Genomic DNA, 23702 nt, shown 5'->3' on the forward strand with positions numbered 1-23702 from the left:
CTCCACTTGACGACTCTTAAAGAATTCTATAAAATTTAAGTGTGGCCGTTGAGCCACAGGGGTTTCTTGTCAACTGAATAAGGTAAGTCGTAGGCTGGTTTGTTAGGTGCCTATAAGGGATTGAAACTTGTGGTACGGAGCAAAGGACTCCCTGGAGACAACAAGTTTGTTAGGTGCCTATAAGGGATTGAAACCACTTGTGTATGAAGACACATATGGATTTTCAGATGTGTTTGTTAGGTGCCTATAAGGGATTGAAACTTGATGAAGATGATAATGAAAATGAAGAAAGAGAAAGGTTTGTTAGGTACCTATAAGGGATTGAAACACGAGACTCAACGAAATTTTTGCATCGTACGGGTATGATATCAATTTTTTAGAAACTATTGACAGAATATAGTCAAATGAATATAAAATTTTGATTGGGTTAAACCCGAGAACTGTAAAATCTAATCATTTGAATACATTCCGTTCCTAATTTGCAGTTCTCGGGCACCTGGGCTTTTATAAGGTTTTAAATATAATATTGGAATGGCAAGAAGAAGGAAAGAGGTTCAATCGGAAGAATACACCGCAGAGGCTATAAAAGCGGTTTCGGGATTGGAGCACGTAAGGCTCCGTCCTGCTATGTATATCGGAGATGTAGGGGAAAGAGGGCTTCACCACCTTCTTTGGGAGATACTTGATAACGCTGTTGACGAAGCGGTAGCCGGATACGCAAGAAATATATCCGTGACTATACATATGGATAACTCCTTAACTGTTGAAGATGACGGGAGAGGTATACCCGTGGACATACACCCCGAGACGGGTAAACCCGCGGTTGAGATGGTCTTTACTATGCTCGGAGCAGGGGGAAAGTTTGAGAAGAAGGTTTATACGTATTCGGGTGGTCTTCACGGGGTTGGAGCATCGGTAGTTAACGCTCTTAGTGAGTGGCTCGTTGTTGAGGTATACAGGGACGGAAAGATATACAGGATGGCATTCAGACGGGGTGATGTGGTAGAACCCTTGCACGTTGTAGGAGAGACAATAAAGAGGGGAACTAAGGTAAGTTTCAAGCCGGACCCCCAGATATTTGAAACGACGGAGATAAAGTTTGATATTGTTGAAAAAAGGATTAGGGAACTCGCTTATCTAAACCCTGAGGTAAAGTTTGAACTCGTAGATGAAAGACTCGGCAAGCATATCGTTTATAAGTTTGAAAAGGGAATAGAAGAGCTTGTTAAATACCTAAACCAGGGTAAAGAACCCCTCTTTAAGGACATTATAAGAATTCAGGGAGAGAAGGAAGGTGTTATAGTTGATATAGCTTTTCAATACGTCAGGGACTACAAGGAAAGGATTGAAAGCTTCGTTAACAACATAAAGACTGTTGAGGGTGGAACTCACGTAACCGGTTTCAGAGCGGGACTAAGTAAGGCGGTTATACGAATGGCACAGGGCTTAAAGCTGTCAAAGGATTTAAAAAAAAGCTTTACCGGGGAAGATGTAAGGGAAGGTCTTACCGCAGTAGTCGCCTGTAAGGTTCCCAATCCCCAGTTTGAGGGACAGACAAAAACGAAGCTCGGAAATCAGAACGTAAAGAACATAGTTGAGAGTATAACCTACGACTTCCTAACCGCTTATTTTGAGAAAAAGAGGGATGTCCTAAAAGCAATAGTTGAAAAGGCTATAGAGGCCGCACTCGCAAGGGAAGCCGCAAGGAAGGCTAAAGAGCTCGTAAGGAGAAAGTCTCCCCTTGAGGAGGGGGTTCTTCCGGGGAAGCTTGCGGATTGCTCGGAAAGGGACCCATCCAAGTGTGAGATATTCCTTGTTGAGGGAGATTCAGCCGGAGGCTCTGCAAAGCAGGCGAGGGACCGAAGGTATCAGGCTATTCTTCCCCTGAGAGGAAAGATAATAAACGTTGAGAAGGCAAGGGTTGATAAAGTTCTCTCAAACGACGAGATTAAGGCTATAGTGAGTGCCTTAGGCTGCGGTATAGGGGAAGACATAGACCTCAAAAAGTTACGTTATCACAAGATAATACTAATGACTGACGCAGACGTTGACGGTTCCCACATAAGAACGCTGCTACTTACCTTCTTCTACAGGTTCATGCCCAAACTCATAGAGGAGGGATACGTTTACATAGCGGAACCGCCACTATACAGGGTTAAGAAAGGTAAAAAAGAGATATACATAAAGGACGATAGGGAGTTTGAAAGCTTTCTAATGAACGAAATAAAGGATAAGGGAATTCTGAAGGATGCTCTCGGGAACGAATACAGAGGTGATAAACTGGTAAGCTTACTGATAACCGTAAAAGACTACGAGGACTCTTACAAGGCACTTGTAAGAAAGAAGGGAGAAGAGGTTATAAACTTCTTACTCAACCATAGGATAAGGGAAGAGGATTTGAGGAGTGTAACCAGGGTGAAGGAGGTCGTTAAGCTTCTTTCGGAGGAACTTCCCGAATATAGAGTTGATACGAGGTTTAACGAGTTTGAAGGTGCCTATGACATAATACTTTACGACGACAGACTCGGAACGGAGACGATTATAGACACGAACTTCCTCTCTTCGCTTTCCTACAGGGAGGTTCTTGAAGGAGTTCACTTACACCTTCCTGCGGAAATAAAGTATGAGAACAAGAAAGCAACCGTTAACAACCTATACGAGGTTTACGATAAGTTTATGGATTTCGCACGCTCAGGAATGGAAGTTCAGAGGTATAAGGGACTCGGAGAGATGAACCCCGAACAGCTCTGGGAGACCACGATGAACCCAAAAACGAGAAGACTAAAGAAGGTGAAAATAGAGGATGCGGCAGAAGCAGACCACATATTCACAATACTTATGGGGGAACAGGTAGAACCGAGAAGGGAGTTTATAGAGGAGTACGCAAAGGAGGTAAAACACTTAGATGTTTAAGAGAATAATCGTAGGACTGGACGGCTCTCCCGCATCCCTTGTTGCTACAAAGCATGCCTTTAAGATAGGAAAGCATTTTGATATACCCGTAGTGGGGATATACGTAATTGATGAGAGACTCATGGACGAGAGTTTTTTACTTGACCTCTCCTCATTACTCGGTTTCACCTTCTACCCCGGTATATCTGCGAGGGTTAAGGAGTTCCTTGAAGAACAGGGAGACCTTCTCCTAAAAACCTTTGCGGAAGAGGGAAGGAAGGAAGGAATAAAGGTGTCAATAGTTCAGGTTCAGGGCATACCTTGGGAGGAAATAGTAAAAGAAGCGGACAAGGAAGACCTCATAATGATAGGGAAGAAGGGAAAGAAGCTCATAAAAGGGGTTTTGGTAAGCGGTAATGCGGAAAACGTTGCGAGAAACGCACCCTGTCCCGTATTTATGTTTCCCGCAAGGGAAAGCGAGCTTAGGAAAATTTGTGTAGCATATGACGGGAAGGAAAACTCAAGGAAGGCAATGGAGATAGCGAAAGGGTTAAAGGAGGTTTACGAATACGAGATAAACGTCGTTTCCGCGGTTGATAACTTAGAGGAAGCAAAGAAGAGGGAAAGAGAGGCGGAAGAAATTCTCGGAAAGGGCATGAGGTTTTACGGAATTAAAGGAATTCCCGAGGAGGTCATAGTGGGATTCTGTAAGGAAGAGGGAATGGATGCCCTCTTTATGGGAGCTTACGGAAAGGGTCCCGTGAGAGAGTTCTTCCTCGGAAGTGTAACCACCTACGTTATTCACAACCTTGACCTTCCCCTTCTGCTCGTAAGGTATCCGGATGAGCAAGGCTAAGCTAATAGGAAGCCTGAAATACGCAAGGTATAAGTATCCCAAAAATCACCCGCTTAAAATACCCCGTGTCTCGCTCCTTCTGATGTTCTTGAACGCCATGAACCTACTGGATGAAGAGGAACTAATAGAAAGCAGGCCTGCAACAATGGAAGAGCTTTTACTTTTCCACGATAGGGACTACATAGAAACCCTCATAGAAGCGGAAAGGTGTCAGTGTGTTCCCAACGGAGCGAGGGAAAGGTATAACATAGGAAGCTATGAAAATCCCGTATCCTACGCCATGTTTTCCGGTTCATCTCTTGCTACAGGTTCAACCATACAGGCTATAGAAGAGTTTTTAAAGGGAAACAAGGTTTTTAACCCTGCGGGTGGAATGCACCACGCCTTTAAGGATAAGGCGAACGGCTTCTGTTATATAAATGACCCCGCAGTCGGAATTGAGTATCTGAGAAAGAAAAAGGGTTTTAAGAGGATTCTTTACATAGACCTTGATGCTCACCACTGTGATGGAGTTCAGGAAGCCTTTTATGACACCAATGAGGTATTCGTTCTCTCCCTTCACCAGTCACCCGAATACGCCTTTCCCTTTGAAAGGGGATACCTTGAAGAGACCGGAGAGGGAAGAGGAAGGGGGTATAACTTAAACATTCCGCTCCCAAAAGGTCTGAACGACGACGAGTTCCTCTACGCCCTTGAGAAAGCACTTGAGATAGTAAAGGAAGTATATGAACCGGAGGTTTACATACTCCAACTCGGAACGGACCTTCTTCTTGAAGACTACCTCTCTAAGTTTAACTTGTCAAACATCGCCTTCCTAAAAGCCTTTAATCTGGTTAGGGAGTTCTTCGGGGAGGGGATATACATAGGTGGAGGAGGATATCACCCTTATGCACTTGCAAGGGCATGGACACTTCTTTGGTGCGAGCTTTCCGGAAGGGAAATGCCCGAGAAGCTTACTCCCGAAGCTGTTGAGCTTTTAAAGAGTATAGACTTTGAGGAGTTTGACGACGAGGTTGACAGAAGTTATATGTTTGAGAGCTTAAAGGACCCATACAGGGGCGGTGAGATAAGGAGGGAAGTAAAGGAAATTCTTGATAGGGCAAGAAGTTTAATCCTGTGATAAAATATCCCTGAAAAATGGATAACCTGCTCTTGGAGATAGGAACGGAAGAACTGCCTGCATCCGTCATAAATCCCGCCCTTGAGTACCTGAAAGAGCGTATAAACGAAATTCTTAAGGCGGGAAAGGTGCTAATTTACGGAACACCGAGAAGATTAGCACTTATTTTTGAAGGATTTGTAAACGAAGGTGAGGAGAGAGAGGAAGTTATATGGGGACCCCCTAAAAACGTAGCTTACGACGAAAAAGGAAATCCCACAAAAGCCCTTGAAGGATTTCTGAGGAGGAACAACGGAAAACCCGAGGAAGTAAAAGTTCTAAAAAAAAACAAAGGTGAGTATGTAGCCCTTGTAAGAAAGGTAAAGGAAAAAGCCCCTGTTGATAAACTGAAGGAAGAGTTTGAGGAAATTCTCCTTTCAGTTCCCTTTCCTAAGCGCATGAGATGGACCTCCTCAAAAAGGATAACCTTCTCAAGACCCGTCAGGTGGATACTTGCACTCCATAACGATAAGGTTCTTGAACTTTCTTTCGGAAACGTCATTTCTTCAAACAAAACAAAGGGACACAGGTTTTTATCCTCCGGGGAGATAGAGATAAAAGCCTTAAAAGATTACGAAAAAACCCTTAAGGAAAATTACGTAATTCCCTCTTTTGAGGAGAGAAAAAGGATAATAGAAGAAGAGATAAGAAGACTTTCTCAAGAGGTGAATGGAAAACCTTCTTATCCCGATGGGCTTATTGAGGAGGTGACCAACCTCGTTGAGTATCCCTTTGCTGTTCTCGGAAGGTTTGATGAAAAATACCTTGAGCTTCCCACCCTCGTTGTTATAACGGTTTCTGCACACCACCAGAGGTTTTTCTGCATAGAAAAGGACGGGAAACTTTTAAACTACTTCATAGGTATAAGTAACAATAAACCTAACGAAAAGATCAGGGAGGGATACGAAAAGGTTTTAAGGGCAAGGCTTGAAGACGCCCTCTTTTTCTACAGGGAAGACCTGAAAAAGAACCTCAATGAACTGGTTCCCAAGCTTAGGAATGTTGTATTTCACCCCAAGATAGGTTCACTCTACGAGAAAGAGGAGAGAATGGAAGAGATAGCAAAAAGGCTTTGTCCCCTCCTTGAGTGCGATTGGGAAAAGGTCAGAACAGCTGTTTACCTATCAAAGGCGGACCTTCTTACAGAAATGGTGAAAGAACTTGATGAGCTTCAGGGATATATGGGATACATTTACGCCTTGAAGCAGGGATACGATGAGGAGGTAGCCGTAGCCTTATGGGAGCAGTATAAACCCAAAAGCCTTGAGGACGAAGTTCCCGAAACGAAAACCGGAACTATACTCTCCCTCAGTGACAAGATAGATAACTTATACTCATTCTTTAAGGCCGGTGAGATACCAAAGGGAAGTTCAGACCCCTACGGCCTCAGAAGGAGCGCCTTTGGTGTCATAAAGATACTCCACGAAAAGAGGTTAGACCTTGACCTCTTCCGGTTTAAGGATATATACGGCGATGTTAAACACCTGAAGGAGCTTGAAGAGTTCCTAAAACAGAGACTTATCTCCTATCTCGGAGACTACCCGGTTGATATAGTAAGAGCCGTTCTCAACGTTTATTCACCCTTTGAGCCTTACAAGGTTATAAAGAACGTTGAAGTTCTTTACGAAGCGAGTAAATCAGAAGAATTTAATAAACTCGTTGAGGTTGCGAAAAGGGTTTCAAGGATTATCCCGAAAGGCTGGGAAGACACCGAGGTAAAAGAGGGGCTCTTTGAAAAGGAGGAGGAAAAAGAGCTTTACAAAACGCTTGAAGAACTTGAATCTAAAGAAATAAAGACTCCCTTAGAACTCCTTAAACTAAAGCAAGTAGTGGACAGGTTCTTTGATAATGTGAGGGTTATGGCAGAAAACGAACAGATAAAGCGAAACAGGTTAGCGTTACTGAAGAGAGTTGAGAATTTATTTAGAAAATTTGGAGATTTTAACGAAATTGTTATAAAGGAGGGTCAGGATGTCTCAGGATAAAAGTAAAGCTTTAGTTCTTTGGCTTGATGAGGTAAACATTGAAGACATTCCTATAGCGGGGGGGAAGAACGCATCCCTCGGAGAGATGATAAGAAACTTATCACCGCTTGGGGTTAAGATTCCCTACGGATACGTAGTTACCGCAAACGCTTATTACTACTTTGTAGAATACAACAACCTGAAAGACAAGATAAGGAAAATACTTGAGGGACTGAATACCGATGACATTAAAGATTTACAAAGAAGAGGACACGAGGTAAGGGAGCTGATAAGGGGAGGTGAGTTTCCTCCGGACCTGGAAGAACAAATAAAAAAATACTATAACGAGCTTTCCAAAAAATACAACACCCACGCTGTTGACGTAGCGGTTCGCTCCTCAGCTACCGCCGAAGACCTTCCCGACGCCTCTTTTGCCGGACAGCAGGAAACATACCTGAACGTAGTGGGAGCAGAGAATGTTCTCGTGGCTATAAAGAACTGCTTTGCATCCCTATTTACGGATAGGGCTATAGTCTACAGAGAAAGGTTCGGGTTTGACCACTTTAAGGTGGGAATAGCGGTCGGTGTCCAGAAGATGGTTCGTTCCGACCTGGGAGCTTCGGGAGTTATGTTCACCCTTGACACAGAAACGGGATTTAAAGATGTGGTAATAATAAACGCAACTTATGGACTCGGTGAGCTTCTCGTTAGGGGAGAAGTAACACCGGACGAGTATATAGTATTCAAGCCCACGCTTCTTAAGGGATACTCCGCGATAATTGAGAAAAAACTCGGAAGAAAAGACAGGAAAATGGTATACGGCGCGGGGGACGAGAGGGTAAAGATAGTAAACGTTCCTAAGGAAGAACAGAAAAAGTTCGCCCTGAATGACGATGAAATACTTCAACTTGCAAAGTGGGGAGTTCTCATAGAGGACCACTACTCTAAGAAAAACGGAAGATGGACACCTATGGATATTGAGTGGGCAAAGGACGGGATACTCAACGAGCTCTTTGTCGTTCAGGCAAGACCCGAAACCGTTCACTCAAGGAAGGAGGACAATGTAATAAAGATTTACAAGATAAAGACGCCCGAAGAGGAAAGGAGAAAGAGAGTTATCGTTAGAGGAATAGCGGTAGGGGATAAGATAGCAACGGGTAAAGCAAGGGTTCTTTTTGACCTAAAAGAAGCGGACCAGTTCCGGGAAGGAGAGATACTCATAACGGATATAACCGACCCTGATTGGGAACCCATAATGAAAAAGGCATCCGCCATAGTGACAAACAGAGGAGGTAGAACTTCTCACGCTGCGATAGTCGCGAGAGAACTCGGAATTCCCGCGGTTGTCGGAACGGGAAACGCAACCGAAAAGATAAAGACAGGGGAAGAGATAACCGTTTCCTGTGCCGAAGGGGAAACGGGATACGTTTACGAGGGAAAAGTAGACTACGAGGTTGAGGAGATAGACCTAAAAGAGATTCCGAAACCCAAGACTAAGATAATGATGAATATAGGAAATCCCGAGTCCGCTTTCAGATACGCATCCCTTCCGAACGACGGCGTCGGACTTGCGAGGGAGGAGTTTATAATAGCCAACTACATAAAGATACACCCCCTTGCACTCCTTCACTACGAAGACCTTGTTGAGCTTTACGAGAAGCTTGAGAGGGAAAATCTTTTAGACGATAAAGGGTTTGTGAACTTCAGGATAATTTACAACTACGCAAACGAAAGACTTCTTAAGAAGCTTGCGAAAGGAAAGGACAAGTATAGGGTAAACCTCAAGAGAATTCTTGAGGACATAGATAAACTCACCTTCGGTTATGAAGACAAAGCTACCTATTACATAAAGAAACTATCTTACGGAATAGCTAAGATTGCAGCGGCCTTTTACCCGAATCCCGTCATAGTTAGGTTCTCGGACTTTAAGTCAAACGAATACGCAAACCTCATAGGGGGAATACTCTTTGAACCCGAAGAGGAAAACCCGATGCTCGGATGGAGGGGAGCATCCAGGTATTACTCGGACGTATTTAGGGAAGCCTTCGGAATGGAGTGTAAAGCCATACTGAGGGTGAGGAACAAGATGGGACTCACCAACACAAAGGTTATGATACCCTTCTGTAGAACCCCGGAAGAGGGCGAGAAAGTTCTAAAAGTAATGGAGGAATACGGACTCAGGAAGGGAGATAACGGCCTTGAGGTTTACGTTATGGCAGAGCTTCCGAGCAACGTAATACTTGCGGACAAGTATGCCCAGATATTTGACGGTTTCTCCATAGGTTCTAACGACCTTACCCAGCTTACCCTCGGTCTTGATAGGGATTCCGAGCTTGTAGCTCACCTATACGATGAGAGGAACGAAGCGGTAAAAAGATTCATAGCTCAGCTCATAAAGACCGCAAAGGAATACGGTAGAAAGGTAGGAATATGCGGACAGGCTCCCTCGGACTTTCCGGAGTTTGCCCAGTTTCTCGTTGAACAGGGAATAGACAGCATATCCCTCAACCCCGACTCCGTTTTAAAAACAACCCTTGCGGTAATAGAGATGGAAAAAAAGCTCGGAGTTCTTAAATGAAACTCCTTGAAAAGCTAAGAGAAAAGAGGATAAAAATTCCTCTTCCCTTTTCCTTTGCCCCTAAAACCTCTCTCTCCCTTTACCTTACCCCTTACTTTGTGAGAATCCTTGAACTTGATAAGGACGGTCTTCCCACCTTTGAACCCGTTGAAGTAAATTGGTACGGAAAGAGTGAGGAAGAGAAGATAAACATACTAAAGGAGAAGGTAAGGGAACTTAACCTTGAGGGAAGGAAAGCCCATACATGCATAACCGCAAGGCATGGGATACTCAAGCTTAACAAATACCCAACAATCCTGTCAAAGAAGGATCTTGAGGAAGCTATACAGACATATGTAAGCACCGAAAAGGAAAACCTGAAGGAAGAGAGCGTTTACGACTACTATATATGGGATACAGAAGACAAAAAGTATAAGGTTCTCGCCCTCGTTATAGTGCGGAAAAGTGTTTACGAAAACCTGAAAACTATGATTGAGAAAGCGGGGCTTGAACTCGGTATAGTTGATTACGAAGTAGTGACCATAATAAACGGGTGTCTTCTCTTTAATCTCAGGATACCCTTTGCGATACTCTACGTAGACATACACGAGAGTGTTTTCGTTTACTACACAGAGCAGTCTGTTACGTACACGCTACTCAACTTCTCTTTAAACGAGTATGTTGAAACAAAGGACGAGACTCTCCTTGAGGATTTGTTTGTAGAGGTTAAAAATCAGCTTTTAATGAACGAGGTAGACACACTATACCTTGCGGGGAAAGCTATAGAGTATGACGATGTTTTAGAGAAAATTTTAACAAACCTTCCCGTTTTAGGGCCTATAGAACCCGAGCATGTATCGGCTTCCTTTTACATACCTTACGTTCTCTCCATAAGGGGGCTTGAGAGGGCATGAGCAGAAAAAAATTAATAAAAATAAACCTCAACAAGGAAATAAGCTTCCTTGAAAAAATAAAAACCCTAGATATATCCGAGATAAAGGAAACAGTTACCGCAAATATCTTCCCTATAATCTTCCTTGCGGGAGTAGTTTTACTGCTTCTTACGGTAGCTTATTACTTCATACTTAACAACACGTTAAGTGATATGAAAGCTGAACTTCAAAGGGAAAAGTCAAAAAAACAGCGACTTACACTTGTTGTAAGACGCCTGGAAGCGGAAAAAAACAGACTTGAAAGAAAGAGACAGCTGTTCTCTTTGGTAAAAAGGTATAATGAAAGTTTTGAAAACACACTTAAGAGAAAGAATAGCTTAAAGGAGGGAGTTCTTCTTCAAAACGTATCAATATGTGCTTTCAGGGAACCGAACTGCGACGTATCAAAAAGGAAGGGATTTACAATTAGGAACCCAATACTCCAGGTTGACTTTGTCGCTCTTAGGGAAGATGAAAGTCTTTACGAACTCGGTCTGCTGAAAAAGCAAGAAACTATAACCGTTGCGGGGTATATATATAAGAGATTTTGTATAGAGCTCATAGAAAAGAAGGAGAAAAATCCCTAAACTTTCTCTATGGAAAAAAGGAAGCCTAACAGACTTATAAAGGAAAAGAGTCCTTACCTCAGACAGCATGCTTATAATCCTGTTGATTGGTATCCCTGGAGCGAGGAGGCCTTTGAGAAAGCTAAAAGGGAGAACAAGCCGATATTCCTCTCAATAGGATACTCAACCTGCCACTGGTGTCACGTAATGGAGAAAGAAAGCTTTGAAGACGAAGAGATAGCGGAAATCTTAAACAACTACTTCGTTCCCATAAAGGTAGACCGTGAGGAGAGACCCGACATAGACGCCTTTTACATGAGCGTGTGTCAAGCAATGACGGGAAGCGGTGGATGGCCCCTCACAATTATAATGACACCCGATAAAGAGCCTTTTTTTGCGGGAACCTACTTTCCTAAAGAGAGTTTTTTTGGAAGACCGGGACTGAAGGATATACTCCTGAGAATTAAGGAGCTATGGGAAAAGGACAGGGAAAAAGTTTTAAACACAGCTAAACACCTGGTCAAGGCCCTTGAAGAAGCTTCAAAGGAAAAAGCGGAGGCTAAACTCGGAGAGGATGTTATACACAGAGCTTTCTCCGAGCTTTTCTCCTCTTACGACGAACATTTCGGAGGATTTGGAAACGCTCCCAAGTTTCCCATACCCCATAACCTTATGTTCCTCGGAAGGTATTACTACAGGTATAATCGGGAACAGGCCCTCAAGATGATAGATAAGACATTAACAGCTATGAGAATGGGGGGCATATGGGACCACGTAGGTTTTGGGTTTCACAGATACTCAACCGATAAAGAGTGGCTCCTTCCCCACTTTGAGAAAATGCTTTACGACCAGGCTCTACTCCTTATAGCCTACACCGAGGGATACCAGCTCATCGGAAAAGAACTTTTTAAGAGAACCTCGGAGGAGATAGTAGAGTTCTTAAAGAGAGATATGCTCTCTCCCGAGGGAGCTTTTTACTCAGCCTGGGATGCGGATAGCGAAGGGGAAGAGGGGAAGTTTTACACATGGAGTCTTGAAGAATTAAAGGAAGTTCTAACCCCCGAAGAGCTTGAGTTTGTACTAAAAGTTTTCAACATTCAGGATGAGGGCAATTACCTTGAAGAAGCAACTAAGAGAAAAACGGGAAGAAACATTCTATACATAGGAAGGAGCTACGAGGAAGTTGCGAAAAAGCTCAATATGGATAAGGACGCTTTTGAGAAAAAACTTGAAGAAGTTAGGACAAAACTCTTCAAAGCAAGGGATAAGAGAGTTAAACCCTTGAGGGATGAGAAGATTCTCACGGACTGGAACGGTCTTACTGTAGCAGGGCTTTCTTACAGCGGAAAAGTCCTAGGCAAAGAAGATTGGGTAGGGATAGCACAAAGGGCTGCTGACTTCGTCCTCGAGCACATGGTAAACGGGGAAGGCCTTCTCCTACACAGGTATATGGAGGGAGAGGCAAAGTATTACGGATTCCTTGAGGATTACGCGTACCTCATATGGGGACTCCTTGAACTTTACGAAGCTACCCTTGAAAGCAGGTATCTTGAGGAAGCATTAAGACTTCAGGAAGTTCAGATAAAACATTTCTGGGATAAGGAAAACGGGGGATTTTTCCAAACTCCCGACTTCTTCACGGACGTACCTGTGAGAAAGAAAGAGGTTTACGATGGTGCAACCCCTTCGGGTAACTCGGTTTCCGCTTTCAACCTCATAAGGCTCGGAAGGTCAATCGGAAGGAAGGAACTTGAGGATTACGGCTATAAAACCCTTCAAGCTTTCTCTTGGGAAATAGCTAACTTTCCTTCCGCACACACTTTCTCCCTAATAGCCCTTGACCTTGCGGTAAACGGATCAAAAGAACTCGTAATAATTCCCGAAGATGACACCTGGCGTGAGATAAAAAGAAGGATAGACTCCAAGTATATTCCCGACCTCATGGTTCTTCTAAAAGATGAGAAGACGGAAAAGATCGGTGAGTTTGTGAAAAGTATGAAAGCAGTGAACGGTAAAACTACATACTACCTGTGTAAGAACTACGCTTGCGAAGAACCGAGAACGGAGCTTGATGAATCAGTTCTGGAAAGGTAAACATGGCTGACGTAAAGAAGAGGTTAGCGGGAAATGCCGAAGGGGAGTTTTTCGTAGACGCATCATGTATTGATTGTTCCGTATGTAGACAGGTGGCACCGGAGGTTTTCGGAGACGGAAAGGAAAGTGCCCTTGTCGTAAAACAACCGGAAATTAGGGAGGAATACGAAAGGGCCTTTATGGCTCTAATTTCTTGTCCCGTTTCCGCTATAGGAACGGTATCCCTTAAGGTTCCAAAGGGTATATACACTCGTTTTCCTGTAAAAATTTCTGAGAATGTTTACCTCCTCGGCTTCTCTTCAAAGAAATCCTATGGAGCTTTAAGTTATCTGGTAGTAAGAGAAAAAGGAAATATCATGGTTGATTCACCAAGGTATGTTAAACACCTTGTTGAGGTAATAGAAAAACTGGGAGGTCTGGAGTATATATTCCTCACCCACGAGGACGACGTTGCGGATGCGGATAAATACGCTAAGAGGTTTGGCGCAAAAAGGATTATCCACGTTGCGGACAGTCACGTTATGCCGGATGCAGAAATAAAAGTAGAAGGCTACGAGTCCCGAAAACTTGATGAGGACTTAACGATTATACCTACCCCGGGACACACGAAAGGTCACATGGTCCTACTTTATAAGGAAAAGTATCTTTTTGCGGGAGACCATATAGCCTACAGCAGAAGACGGAAAAAGCTTGTTGCCTTTAAGGAGTACTGTTGGTATTCCTGGGAAAAACAAAAGGAATCCATAAAAAAACTTTTAAACTACCGTTTTAGCTGGATTTTACCGGGTCACGGTTATATAAAAAAGATAACGGCAGAAGAATTTAAGAGATTTGTTGAGGAAATTACACTTCTTTGATTTATATTATTCCTATGGAGTTTCTTCCGCTAAATACCATATTCCTGGCTATACTCGTTTTAATATTTTTGGCATCAGCCATAAAGGTTATCCCCGAGTATGAAAGAGCCGTTGTGTTTCGTCTTGGGAGGGTAATAGGAGCAAAAGGTCCCGGATTAATTATAGTAATCCCCATAATAGACCGTATAGTAAGGGTTTCTCTCAGGACTGTAACACTGGACGTTCCCACCCAGGATGTTATAACGAAGGACAATGTATCTGTTCAGGTTGATGCGGTAGTCTACTTCAGGGTTGTTGACCCCATAAAGGCGATAGTTGAGGTTGAAGACTACTTGTACGCAACATCTCAGATAGCCCAAACTACTTTAAGGAGTGTGTGCGGTGAAGCGGAACTTGACGAGCTCTTATCCCAGAGGGAAAAGATAAATTTAAAGCTCCAGGAGATAATAGATAGACAAACGGACCCCTGGGGTGTGAAAGTCATAGCGGTTGAACTAAAAAAGATAGACCTCCCGGAAGAGCTTAGAAAAGCCCTTGCCAGACAGGCAGAAGCTGAAAGGGAGAGAAGGGCTAAGATAATAAGTGCGGAAGCGGAATACCAAGCGGCCCAGAAGCTCCTTGATGCGGCAAGGATACTGGCCCAGGAACCCATAGCTATACAACTGAGATACCTGGAAACCCTACACACGATAGGACTTCACAACGCAAAAACCGTTATATTCCCGTTTCCCCTTGAACTCGTTGAGTTTATGAAAAAGAAGAATACTGGATAAGGCCTTTAAAGTATTTATTTTTAAAACCTATGGAAAAAGTTGATACATGCGAACTTTGCCACGGCACCGGTTTCGTAAAAACCCGTCACGGGACTCTAAAACCCTGCGTATGCAGGTATAAAAACAGGGACATAAACAGGGAGTTAAACATTCCCAAGAGGTATTGGAACGTCTCCCTTGATAACTACAAACCGATGAACCCTTCTCAGGATGGAGCCCTTCTCGTTGCGAAAAAGTTCGTTTACGCTTTTAACGAGGAGGAAGGAAGGGGTATCACCTTCGTAGGTTCTCCCGGTATAGGGAAGACCCATATAGCTGTAGCTGTTTTAAAAGCTCTTTACGAGAAGAAACATGTTAGGGGTGTTTTCTTTGACACTAAAGACTTAATATACAGGCTGAAAATGGCTATAGACGAGGGAAGGGACCTTAAGTTCATAAAAGCGGTTCTGAACGTTCCCGTTCTCGTCCTTGACGACCTCGGTTCCGAAAGGCTGAGTGATTGGCAAAGGGAACTTATTTCCTACATAATCACTTACAGGTATAACAACCTCAAGAGCACAATAATTACGACGAACTTCAACCTTGAAAGTGAGGAAAGCAACATAAAGATAAGTCAGGATTTGAGTGCAAGACTTGGGGAAAACGTCGTTTCAAAACTTTACGAAATGAACGACCTCGTCATAATGAGGGGAGAGGACATCAGAAAAGTCAAGAGGGTTAGACCAAAACTACCCCCATCTTAACTTCTCCCTCAGAATACCGAAAAAGGTTTTATAAGGGTGAGCAAAGGTTTTACACACGTATCTGGAAGCCTTTACGATAACCTCGTCCCCCTTCCGTAAGTAGGTTCCCTCCTGACCATCAAGGGTAAGATAACCCTCGGTACTTCCGTAAGCCATCTTAAAGGTTATCGTGAACTCCGACGGAAGGACAAGAGGTCTGTTACTTAGGGTATGGGGGCATATGGGAACAAACAGGAGGTTTTTAGACTCGGGGTAAAGTATAGGACCTCCCGCGGAAAGGGCGTATGCGGTTGAACCTGTAGGCGTTGAGAGTATTACACCGTCTCCGAAAACCTCAACTATCTTCTCGTTATTTACAAAAACTTCCGTTTTTATTACCCTCGCTATACTGCTCTTTGATACGACAGCATCGTTAAGGTAATTCCCGAGATACCTTAACTTAGTTTTCCTCCTTAAAAAAACGTCTATCATAAGCCTCTCTTGGATACTTACCTTTCCTTCAAGGATTAAGGGAAGAACCTCTCTTGCTTCTTCCTTCCTAATCTCCGTGAGAAAACCGAATCTTCCCTCGTTTATTCCTATAAGTGGAATGCCATACCTCGAAGCTATACGTGCACCGCTCAGGAACGTTCCATCCCCACCTATAACGAGGAAAAGCTCGTAATTTACCGGTCTGAGCTTCTTAACGAAGTTCCTTCTGTTTACAAACTTCTTGTACTTAACCCCGTAATCCCTAAGAACGGGCTCAATTAGCTTAAAGGTCTCAATGGCTTTTTTTGAATCCTTTAGAAAGACTAGGACTCTTCGCATAGCATCCTGTCAACGAGCTCGCAGATGGTATGACCGAGGGTTATATGGCACTCTTGAATTCTGGGGGTCTCATAGGAAGGAACGATGAAGGTGTAATGGGCTATCTGGGCAACCTTACCGCCGTTTCTTCCCGTAAAAGCCACCGTGGTAGCTCCGAGGTCGTGAGCCTTCTTAAGACCTCTTATAACGTTCTCCGAGTTCCCCGAAGTGGTAATCCCTATCGCAACATCTCCGGGGGTGCAGAGGGCTTCAACCTGTCTCTCAAATATCGTCTCAAAGCCGTAATCGTTCCCGAGTGCGGTGAGTATAGAGGTGTCCGTAGTTAGAGCTACGGCGGGAAGAGGTTTCCTTTCCCTTTTAAACCTTCCTACAAGTTCAGCTGCTATGTGCTGAGCATCCGCCGCACTTCCTCCGTTTCCGAATAGAATGACCTTATTCCCGTCCTTTAAGGCTGTTGCTATTATCCCAGCAATCTCTACTATCCGTTCCGCGTATAGTTCCAGGAATGCGAGCTTTACTTCCGCACTCTCCTTAAAGATTTTCCTAACGAGGTCTATCATATATTAAATACTATTATGAAACTCTTTAAAGAACTTGAGGAAACAAAGGAACTCGTAATAAAAATGGCGAAATACGTTCAGGAGGCAATAGATAAGGCTACACAGGCACTGAATAAACAGAATGTAGAACTCGCGGAGGAGGTAATTAAGGGGGACGACAACATAGACCTTCTTGAGGTTGATATAGAAAGAAGATGCATAAGAATGATAGCCCTGTACCAGCCCGAAGCGGGAGACCTACGTATGATTATGGGAATATACAAGATCGTTTCGGACCTTGAGAGAATGGGAGATGAGGCGGAAAACATAGCGGAAAGGGCAATACTCCTTGCGGAAGAACCACCCTTAAAGCCTTACGTGAACCTTAACTTCATGGCAGAAATGGTGAAAGAAATGGTGAACGACAGCGTTATATCCTTCATTCAGGAGGATGTTCCCCTGGCAAAAAAAGTTATAGAGAGGGATGACCTCATAGATGAGCTTTACCATCAGCTTGAGAGGGAACTCATAACTTACGTCCTTGAGGACCCGAGAAACATAAAGAAAGCTATGAACCTATCCTTTGTTGCGAGGCATTACGAACGTATAGCGGACCACGCGGAAAACGTTGCCGAAGCAGCAATTTACCTCTCGGAAGGAGAGATAGTAAAACACCAGCATATAAAGGAAAAGAGTGAAGACTAATATCCTCGTAGCCCTTCTCTTTATCTCTTTAGCTGTAATTAACTGGCTTTTTTTTGAAAACCTTCGTCGCCTTCCCGATGCAAACTATCCCTTTATACTTATAGCAATAAACATAGACCTTATATTCCTCATAGTTATTTCAGCGGTAACCTTTAGAAAACTCATAAAGGTTTACCTCGGAAAATCACAGAGGAAGCTTAGAAGGAAGATAGCAAACGTCGTGATACTCTACATCTTCGTTCCGCTTCTTGCATTAAACCTTATCTCGGTATTCCTTTTATTCCACTCAACGAGAGTTTTTTTCAGTGAAAAGATAAGGGGTCTCGCAAAAAGCTCCGAAACTATATACAAAGAACTTGAATCTTACAAAAAGGAGAACCTAAATAGAGAAAAGGAACTCTTAAAAAAGCTATCGGACGAAAAACTGAACGAAATAGACTTTGTAAAAAGTGTGATACATCTTCCCTGTAAAGAGGATATAGAGCAGGAAAGTGAGATTTACCTATGTTTGGGAGACAAATACGTAGTTGTTGAGAGAAAAGAAGGGTTTTTTAAAGAGCTTAAAGCTTTCGGCAAGACCGCTTTTGATTTGCGTTCCCTCACAAAGGCGAGGGACATAATAACGGGTATATACGTGTTTCTCATAGTCGCTATAGGGTTCATTACACTACTTGCGACCGTTTGGCTCTCAATGTTCTTCGCAAGGTATATAAGCGAACCCGTGGAAAGGTTAACCGAAAAAGCACAGGAGATAGCAAAAGGAAATCTTAACGTTGAGATAAATGTTGAGAAAACGGGAGACGAAATAGAAAAGCTCTCAAAGGTCTTTAAAGATATGAAGGATAACTTGAAAAAGCTTTACGAGAGACTTGAGGAGGAAAAGGAAACCCTCAGGAAGCTCCTTGACACCCTTCCCGTTGCCATTCTCTACAAAAAGAAAAACGGAGAGACCTTCGTAAACAAAACGTTCCAGAAGATGTTCGGAAACTACAGGAAAGGGCTAATAGAGGAAGTTAGAAAGGATAAAAATATAAGGTGCGAAAGGATAAATCTGGAAGATGGAAGCATTTATATATTTGAGGATGTAACACCTATAGTTCTCGCGGAAAGGTTCAGGGTTTGGCAAGAAGCGGTAAAAAGAATAGCCCATGAGATAAAAAACCCCTTAACACCCATAAAACTTAATCTTGAGAGGATAGAAAAGCTACTGGAGAGGGATAACGGAAAGGAAAAAATAAAGGAGGTTCTCCCTCTCATAATTAAGGAGGTTGACAGGATAAACAATCTGGTAAACCAGTTCAGACATCTGGGGCAGGAGAAGAAGGTGAATCCCGAAAGGATAGAACTAAAAGAACTCGTGAAGGAGGTTTCAAGACTATACACGGGTGTTGATATAAAAGTAGAGGGAAAAAAGGAGGTATACGCAGACAGAAACCTCCTTAAGGAGGTTCTTTACAACCTAATAAACAACTCTATTGAGAACGGTGCAAAGCGTATAAGTATAAAGATTAACTCCGATAAGCTGGTATACAGGGACGATGGAAAGGGTATCTCCGAGGAAGACTTAGAACATATATTTGAACCTTTTTTCAGTAAGAACCCTAATGGGTTCGGAATAGGTATGAGCATAGTTAAAAAGGTTATAGAGGAACACGGTTGGAAGGTAAAAGTTTATCCATCCGATGGCTTCTTACTTGAGATAGACTTTAAGTCCAAAAACTGAAGAGCCTGAAGTATCAGGGTAAGCTGTGTTTCCCAAATAGTGTCAAGCTCGTCAAGAACCGCTTCCTCCTGCTCTTCCCTTGAAAGCTTCTTAAATGGTTCCGACTTAACCCCTCTCTCGTGCATAAGCAGGGGAACAAAGAGTTTACCAAGAGCCCAGAAAACGAAAGCAAGTTCTATATCATCCAGGAGAGGAAAACGGTTAAAGGTCTCGTAAGTTTTCACTCCCGCCCAGTTGGTCCAGTATCTAATTTCCTCGTCCTCAACCCTGTGTTCCATACCGCCAACATACATGGACCTAAGTGCCTTTAGGAGCCTCTCATCGGGTTCTTCTCCGAAGAGATTCTTAACTTCTTCTTTTATAGCTTCAAGGTCTCCCTTCTCTATCTTCTCGTAGTCTCTTAAAAATCTCTCTTTCCAGTTTATGAAGCGTTGAATTTCCTTAAAAGGTGTCATCTAATAAATCTTATCCCTCAGCTTTTTAAAAAACTCTGACATAAGTTCCGAAGCCCTTTCAACGGGAAGGTATTCCCACCTAACCCTGTGGTTAAGAAGCGGCTCATCAAGTATATTAAAGAGACTTATTACACCCCCGTGCTTCTTATCGGGAGCTAAAAAGGTTATCTTATCAATTCTTGATAAAACGAAGGCGTAGGAACACATAACACATGGCTCAAGGGTTACGAGAGCCTCACATCCTGTTAGGAACTTTCTTCCCAGTTTTTTGGTTGCCCTCCTTATCGCCAGGATCTCAGCGTGGGCGGTCGGGTCCTTTCTTCTCTCGACTTCGTTGTGAGCTACCGATAAAACCTCATTATTCCTTACAATCACACAACCTATCGGAATTTCTCCCTCTTCTAACGCTTTTTCCGCCTCTTTCAACGCTAAGCTTACAACCTTTTCTTTATTCACACCTTACCGCTCTAAGGGCGACCTCGTAGGGAGGGGTGCATCCGTTCCATATACGGAAAGCTTCTATCCCTTGCCAGAGAAGCATAGGAAGACCATCCTGATACTTAGCCCCCACCTCTTTAGCCCTCTTTATAAGCTTCGTCTCTCTGTAAATTATGTCAACGACAACGTGCGAGGAGTTTATAAGGGAGTAATCAAATATCGGCGGGTCATCATCTTTTAGCCCTACACTTGTTGTGTTCACTATTATATTAACCTCGTTTGTAACCTCTTCCGGTCTATTTACAACCTCAAGGTTGAACCTTTCCGCAAGTGTCTCTGCCTTTTCCTTTGTTCTGTTCCAAAGGAAAACCTTAGCTTCTTCCTTTATGAGTCCGTAAATAACCGCCCTTGATGCTCCTCCAGCTCCGAGAACGAGAACGTTCTTTCCCCTTATCTCAGGAACGAGCATCTTGATAGCATTTATAAACCCTATCCAGTCGGTGTTAAATCCCTTTGCCTTTCCGTTCTCAAACTTTACGGTATTTACCGCACCTATCTCTTGTGCTATCGGGTCTATTTCCTCAAGGAAGTTCATTACACTTTCTTTGTGGGGAAGGGTTACGTTAATCCCTTTTACCTTTAAGGCTTTAAATCCTTCTAACGCTTCTTTTAACTTTGGAGGTTCAACTTCAAAGGCTAAATAAACCCCGTTTATTCCCGCCCATTTGAGGAAAGCATTCTGGAAAAGCGGAGAGAGGGAGTGCTTAACGGGATAACCGATTACTCCGTAAACTTCCGTTTTGCTGTTAATCATTAAACAAATTGACCGAGGTTATACTTCTGTTGTGTTATCTCTACTTTCCTTACCCACCTGAGATTTCCTTTAATTACGGTATCAACAAGGTTCTTAAGGGATATGTCAACAACGGGACAGCTGGAACATCCTCCTTCAAAGGAGAGGTAAACAACGTCGTCTCTGATATCAACAAGTCTTAGCTCACCCTGGTGCTCCTTAAGAGCAGGTCTAATCTTGTTTAGAACCGCTTCAACTTCTTTCACCTTTTCAACTTCAGCCATCTTTCAGCCTCCGCTAATTTTTTTATTGTAAAGTTCCTCAAGTTTACTCCACAACTCTTCTCTTTCCTTCTCCGATAACTCCATGAGGGTTATAAAGCCCTTTAGGGTTAACCTGGGAACGACGATGTCGTAAACTCCGTCCGCTTCAATCTTCTTAAGTCCGTAATTCATAAGTAATTCCTTACTCTCGGGCAGAAACTCAAATAAAGCGGTAAGCTTTAAGTCTTCCGTTAACTTTATGACCGCAGCCATTATTTGAGCTCCTTAACCTTCTTGACAAAGAGGTGATACTCTCCGTCTTCCTCATACATTCCTAAGAACTCCTGTCCCGTTGCCTTGCACCAAGCGGGTATATCCTCAACTACACCCGGGTCGTCCGCTATGAGCTCAAGTATCTGACCTATCTCCATTTCCTTGATCTGCTTTGCAGTTTCCGCAACGGGAACGGGACAAAAAGTTCCCGTAACGTCGTGAACAACGTCTGCCTTTATATCCTTAACGTCCATGGCTTACCTCCTTCTTTGCGTATATCTTAAACCTTTCAAGGAATTGGTCATCTGGAGGAGTTCCTATAAGCTCTATTTCCTTCTCACCGAGGTGTATGGCAATCTTTGAAGGCTCGTTCTTTGAATACCTGGCAACGATATCCGCTATGAGCTGAAGCTCTTCCTCCGTTGGATTTCCCTTTATGAGGGCAAAGGTTCCCTTTCCATCTTTCCTGTAAGCATATCCGTACCTGTTTCTGAAACCTTTTAGGAAGTTAACCTCTCCCTTGTTCCTAGCAACTATCAACTTTGTTCCGGAGGGAAGTCTTAGGTGTCTTCCCACCGCAAACAGAACCAGATCATCCCTTGTTATTACGCCTTCAGTTGCGTAAGCTTCTTTAAACCTTGCCGCATAGGTTTCATCGGTAAGGTAACAACATCCTCCTGCAGGCTGTTCATACTCAAGCCCGTATTTTTTTGCAAGCTCTATCTGAACCTTTCTGCTCCTTCCCCTTATTCCGAGGAGTTTACTCCTGTCAACCCATCCTTCCTTTTCGGGTATGGTAGGGGGTAATACCTTGGCGGAAAGAGGTCTGAGAATAAGTCCCTCAAGTCCTGCTTCCTTTTCTATTAGTTTTAACCTTTCGGGAGTTTGGCTCATAGGCCTTTGGTATACAACCTCTCCCGTTATTACGAAGTCGTATCCTTCTCTTTCCATTATTTCTTTCGCCTTTCTAAGCATCATTATCCTGCAGTCAACGCAGGGATTTACGTTTTTACCGTATCCGTATTTTGGATTTATAACAACGTCGTAATACTCCTCGGATATATCAACAATCTCCAAGGGAACGCCGAGTTGAGCTGCAGCTTTGAGAGCCGGATTAACGTAGGGAGTTCCGTCTTCCTTCGTCTGACCGAGCCTTCTCTTGAACTCGGTTATACAAAAGCCGGTGTAAAAGTGCAAAGCCTTTACTTCTATTCCTTGTTCCTGAACGAGTTTTATGGCGAGGGAGCTGTCAAGCCCCCCCGAGAGAAGAGCGAGAGCCTTTTTCTTCATCTTAGGTTCCCGAAAGGAACTCAAACTCCTGCTTTTGTTCTTCTTCTTCCTCTTCTTCGTAACAGTCGGGAATCTTGGAAGCTTCTTCTACCCTTCCTTGCTTCATGAGGTAGTCCTTTATCGCAACGTGAAGCGTTTCAAGTCCGAGGTTCGTGCAGTGTATCTTTTGGGGAGGTAATCCCCCGAGTTCGTCAAAGATATCTTTGTAGGTTAGGTTAAGGGCATACTGTATGGGTTTTCCTTTAATCATCTCGGTAAGCATTGAGCTTACCGCTATAGCGGAACCGCAACCGAATGTCTTAAACCTAACGTCTTCTATGACGTCATTTTCCGGATTAACTTTTATAGTAAAGAGCATAGCGTCTCCGCAAGCGGGGTTACCACATTGTCCTACACCGTTTGCGTCTTCAAGAACACCAACGTTCCTCGGATTTAGGAAGTGGTCTAAAACTTTTTCACTGTATTCAAAGCTCATGGCTTCACCTCCTTAAGGTTTTATACCTGAATTATAAATTCATTCTAATTCAAGGAAGATGTTATGACTGAAGTCAAAGTATCTTATTATATTAGTGCCCGTAGCTCAGGTGGATAGAGCACGGGGCTCCGGACCCCGGGGTCGCGGGTTCAAGTCCCGCCGGGCACACCAAACATTCGGTGAGAGATGAAGTTCCTTGATGCGATAGAAAGAAGGCTTCTTGAGGAGTTGAATCCCAAGGTAAAGCTCGTTCTTGAGACGGGAAGGTATATAGTTGAGAGCGGGGGAAAGAGACTGAGACCCCTTTTTACGGTTCTCACCTGCGGTTTATGCGGTGGAAATCCCGAGAAAGCCATTCCCCTCGGTGTAGGACTTGAGTATATCCACGTTGCTTCCCTGCTTCACGACGATGTGGTGGACGGAGCAAAAACGAGAAGGGGGAAAAGGTCCGCCAACCTCGTTTTCGGAAACGGAGTTGCGGTTCTCACGGGAGATTACATGTATGCTAAAGCCCTTCACCTTTTCTCAACCTACGGAAACATAGA

The 23702-nt window shown here is 43.5% G+C and carries 24 protein-coding genes and 1 tRNA gene; 15 read left to right on the top strand and 10 right to left on the bottom strand.

All coding sequences use genetic code 11. The features are described 5' to 3' along the window. The first annotated feature begins 531 nt into the window (after positions 1 to 531). Genes gyrB through ACWB1W_RS06445 form a run of 11 tightly spaced genes read left to right on the top strand, consistent with a single transcriptional unit; the run spans position 532 to position 15393 of the window. Positions 532 to 2913 (top strand): DNA topoisomerase (ATP-hydrolyzing) subunit B, encoded by a 2382-nt coding sequence (gene gyrB / locus ACWB1W_RS06395; RefSeq protein WP_479370549.1) that lies wholly within the window; start codon positions 532 to 534, stop codon positions 2911 to 2913. Further along, positions 2906 to 3748, top strand: coding sequence for a universal stress protein (locus ACWB1W_RS06400; protein ID WP_479370550.1), 843 nt, complete (start codon positions 2906 to 2908; stop codon positions 3746 to 3748). The genes gyrB and ACWB1W_RS06400 overlap by 8 nt, the downstream gene beginning before the upstream one ends. Next, a complete protein-coding gene (locus ACWB1W_RS06405) occupies positions 3735 to 4868 on the top strand; it encodes an acetoin utilization protein AcuC (RefSeq protein WP_479370551.1) in 1134 nt (377 codons plus the stop codon). The genes ACWB1W_RS06400 and ACWB1W_RS06405 overlap by 14 nt, the downstream gene beginning before the upstream one ends. 17 nt (positions 4869 to 4885) lie before the next feature. After that, positions 4886 to 6892 carry a glycine--tRNA ligase subunit beta gene (gene glyS, locus ACWB1W_RS06410; protein WP_479370552.1) on the top strand — a complete coding sequence of 669 codons (2007 nt, stop codon included), beginning with the start codon at positions 4886 to 4888 and terminating at the stop codon, positions 6890 to 6892. Then, positions 6879 to 9449, top strand: a complete 2571-nt coding sequence (gene ppsA, locus ACWB1W_RS06415) for a pyruvate, water dikinase (protein ID WP_479370553.1) — start codon at positions 6879 to 6881, stop codon at positions 9447 to 9449. Before glyS ends, ppsA begins: the two co-directional genes overlap by 14 nt. After that, on the top strand, positions 9446 to 10342 hold the full coding sequence (locus ACWB1W_RS06420; protein WP_479370554.1) for a type IV pilus biogenesis protein PilM: 897 nt from the start codon (positions 9446 to 9448) through the stop codon (positions 10340 to 10342). The genes ppsA and ACWB1W_RS06420 overlap by 4 nt, the downstream gene beginning before the upstream one ends. Then, complete coding sequence (locus ACWB1W_RS06425; protein WP_479370555.1) at positions 10339 to 10947, top strand: hypothetical protein; 609 nt, start codon at positions 10339 to 10341, stop codon at positions 10945 to 10947. The genes ACWB1W_RS06420 and ACWB1W_RS06425 overlap by 4 nt, the downstream gene beginning before the upstream one ends. Before the next feature lie 9 nt (positions 10948 to 10956). Beyond that, positions 10957 to 13020 (top strand): thioredoxin domain-containing protein, encoded by a 2064-nt coding sequence (locus ACWB1W_RS06430; protein WP_479370556.1) that lies wholly within the window; start codon positions 10957 to 10959, stop codon positions 13018 to 13020. 2 nt (positions 13021 to 13022) lie between these two features. Next, complete coding sequence (locus ACWB1W_RS06435; RefSeq protein ID WP_479370557.1) at positions 13023 to 13877, top strand: MBL fold metallo-hydrolase; 855 nt, start codon at positions 13023 to 13025, stop codon at positions 13875 to 13877. Positions 13878 to 13891: 14 nt separating this feature from the next. Continuing rightward, on the top strand, positions 13892 to 14650 hold the full coding sequence (locus tag ACWB1W_RS06440) for a slipin family protein (protein ID WP_479370558.1): 759 nt from the start codon (positions 13892 to 13894) through the stop codon (positions 14648 to 14650). Between the two features lie 29 nt (positions 14651 to 14679). Then, a complete protein-coding gene (locus tag ACWB1W_RS06445; RefSeq protein WP_479370559.1) occupies positions 14680 to 15393 on the top strand; it encodes an ATP-binding protein in 714 nt (237 codons plus the stop codon). On the opposite strand, the gene ACWB1W_RS06450 is transcribed toward ACWB1W_RS06445, so the two are convergent. Further along, positions 15379 to 16203, bottom strand: a complete 825-nt coding sequence (locus tag ACWB1W_RS06450) for an NAD(+)/NADH kinase (protein ID WP_479370560.1) — start codon at positions 16201 to 16203, stop codon at positions 15379 to 15381. The genes ACWB1W_RS06445 and ACWB1W_RS06450 overlap by 15 nt on opposite strands. After that, positions 16188 to 16763 carry a D-sedoheptulose 7-phosphate isomerase gene (locus tag ACWB1W_RS06455; protein WP_479370561.1) on the bottom strand — a complete coding sequence of 192 codons (576 nt, stop codon included), beginning with the start codon at positions 16761 to 16763 and terminating at the stop codon, positions 16188 to 16190. Before ACWB1W_RS06455 ends, ACWB1W_RS06450 begins: the two co-directional genes overlap by 16 nt. A gap of 15 nt (positions 16764 to 16778) precedes the next feature. On the opposite strand from ACWB1W_RS06455, the gene phoU reads away from it, so the two are divergent. Continuing rightward, the gene (gene phoU, locus ACWB1W_RS06460) at positions 16779 to 17447 is read left to right on the top strand and encodes a phosphate signaling complex protein PhoU (RefSeq protein WP_479370562.1); all 669 of its coding nucleotides are present in this window, start codon (positions 16779 to 16781) and stop codon (positions 17445 to 17447) included. Next, the gene (locus ACWB1W_RS06465) at positions 17437 to 19170 is read left to right on the top strand and encodes a sensor histidine kinase (RefSeq protein ID WP_479370563.1); all 1734 of its coding nucleotides are present in this window, start codon (positions 17437 to 17439) and stop codon (positions 19168 to 19170) included. The genes phoU and ACWB1W_RS06465 overlap by 11 nt, the downstream gene beginning before the upstream one ends. Here the strand turns inward: ACWB1W_RS06465 and ACWB1W_RS06470 are convergent. Genes ACWB1W_RS06470 through ACWB1W_RS06505 form a run of 8 tightly spaced genes read right to left on the bottom strand, consistent with a single transcriptional unit; the run spans position 19119 to position 23157 of the window. Next, positions 19119 to 19625: a DUF3467 domain-containing protein gene (locus ACWB1W_RS06470; protein WP_479370564.1), complete on the bottom strand. Its 507-nt coding sequence runs from the start codon at positions 19623 to 19625 to the stop codon at positions 19119 to 19121. The genes ACWB1W_RS06465 and ACWB1W_RS06470 overlap by 52 nt on opposite strands. After that, positions 19626 to 20081: a nucleoside deaminase gene (locus tag ACWB1W_RS06475; protein WP_479370565.1), complete on the bottom strand. Its 456-nt coding sequence runs from the start codon at positions 20079 to 20081 to the stop codon at positions 19626 to 19628. Then, positions 20074 to 20877: a shikimate dehydrogenase gene (gene aroE / locus ACWB1W_RS06480; RefSeq protein WP_479370566.1), complete on the bottom strand. Its 804-nt coding sequence runs from the start codon at positions 20875 to 20877 to the stop codon at positions 20074 to 20076. Before aroE ends, ACWB1W_RS06475 begins: the two co-directional genes overlap by 8 nt. After that, complete coding sequence (locus tag ACWB1W_RS06485) at positions 20877 to 21140, bottom strand: NifU family protein (RefSeq protein ID WP_479370567.1); 264 nt, start codon at positions 21138 to 21140, stop codon at positions 20877 to 20879. Before ACWB1W_RS06485 ends, aroE begins: the two co-directional genes overlap by 1 nt. Positions 21141 to 21143: 3 nt before the next feature. Beyond that, entirely contained in the window at positions 21144 to 21392 is a 249-nt protein-coding gene (locus ACWB1W_RS06490; protein ID WP_479370568.1) for a DUF1858 domain-containing protein, read from the bottom strand. After that, on the bottom strand, positions 21392 to 21646 hold the full coding sequence (locus tag ACWB1W_RS06495) for a sulfurtransferase TusA family protein (RefSeq protein ID WP_459775741.1): 255 nt from the start codon (positions 21644 to 21646) through the stop codon (positions 21392 to 21394). Before ACWB1W_RS06495 ends, ACWB1W_RS06490 begins: the two co-directional genes overlap by 1 nt. Then, complete coding sequence (locus ACWB1W_RS06500) at positions 21636 to 22682, bottom strand: hypothetical protein (protein ID WP_479370569.1); 1047 nt, start codon at positions 22680 to 22682, stop codon at positions 21636 to 21638. The genes ACWB1W_RS06495 and ACWB1W_RS06500 overlap by 11 nt, the downstream gene beginning before the upstream one ends. 1 nt (position 22683) lies before the next feature. Beyond that, positions 22684 to 23157 carry an iron-sulfur cluster assembly scaffold protein gene (locus tag ACWB1W_RS06505; protein ID WP_461832372.1) on the bottom strand — a complete coding sequence of 158 codons (474 nt, stop codon included), beginning with the start codon at positions 23155 to 23157 and terminating at the stop codon, positions 22684 to 22686. 94 nt (positions 23158 to 23251) lie between these two features. On the opposite strand from ACWB1W_RS06505, the gene ACWB1W_RS06510 reads away from it, so the two are divergent. Together ACWB1W_RS06510 and ACWB1W_RS06515 are read left to right on the top strand one after the other, a co-directional pair. Beyond that, positions 23252 to 23328 (top strand) — tRNA-Arg (locus ACWB1W_RS06510). Between the two features lie 15 nt (positions 23329 to 23343). Next, positions 23344 to 23702, top strand: a 359-nt coding sequence (locus ACWB1W_RS06515; protein ID WP_479370570.1) for a polyprenyl synthetase family protein, incomplete at its 3' end; no start/stop codon positions are given.

The sequence above is a fragment of the Aquifex sp. genome (assembly GCF_056494385.1).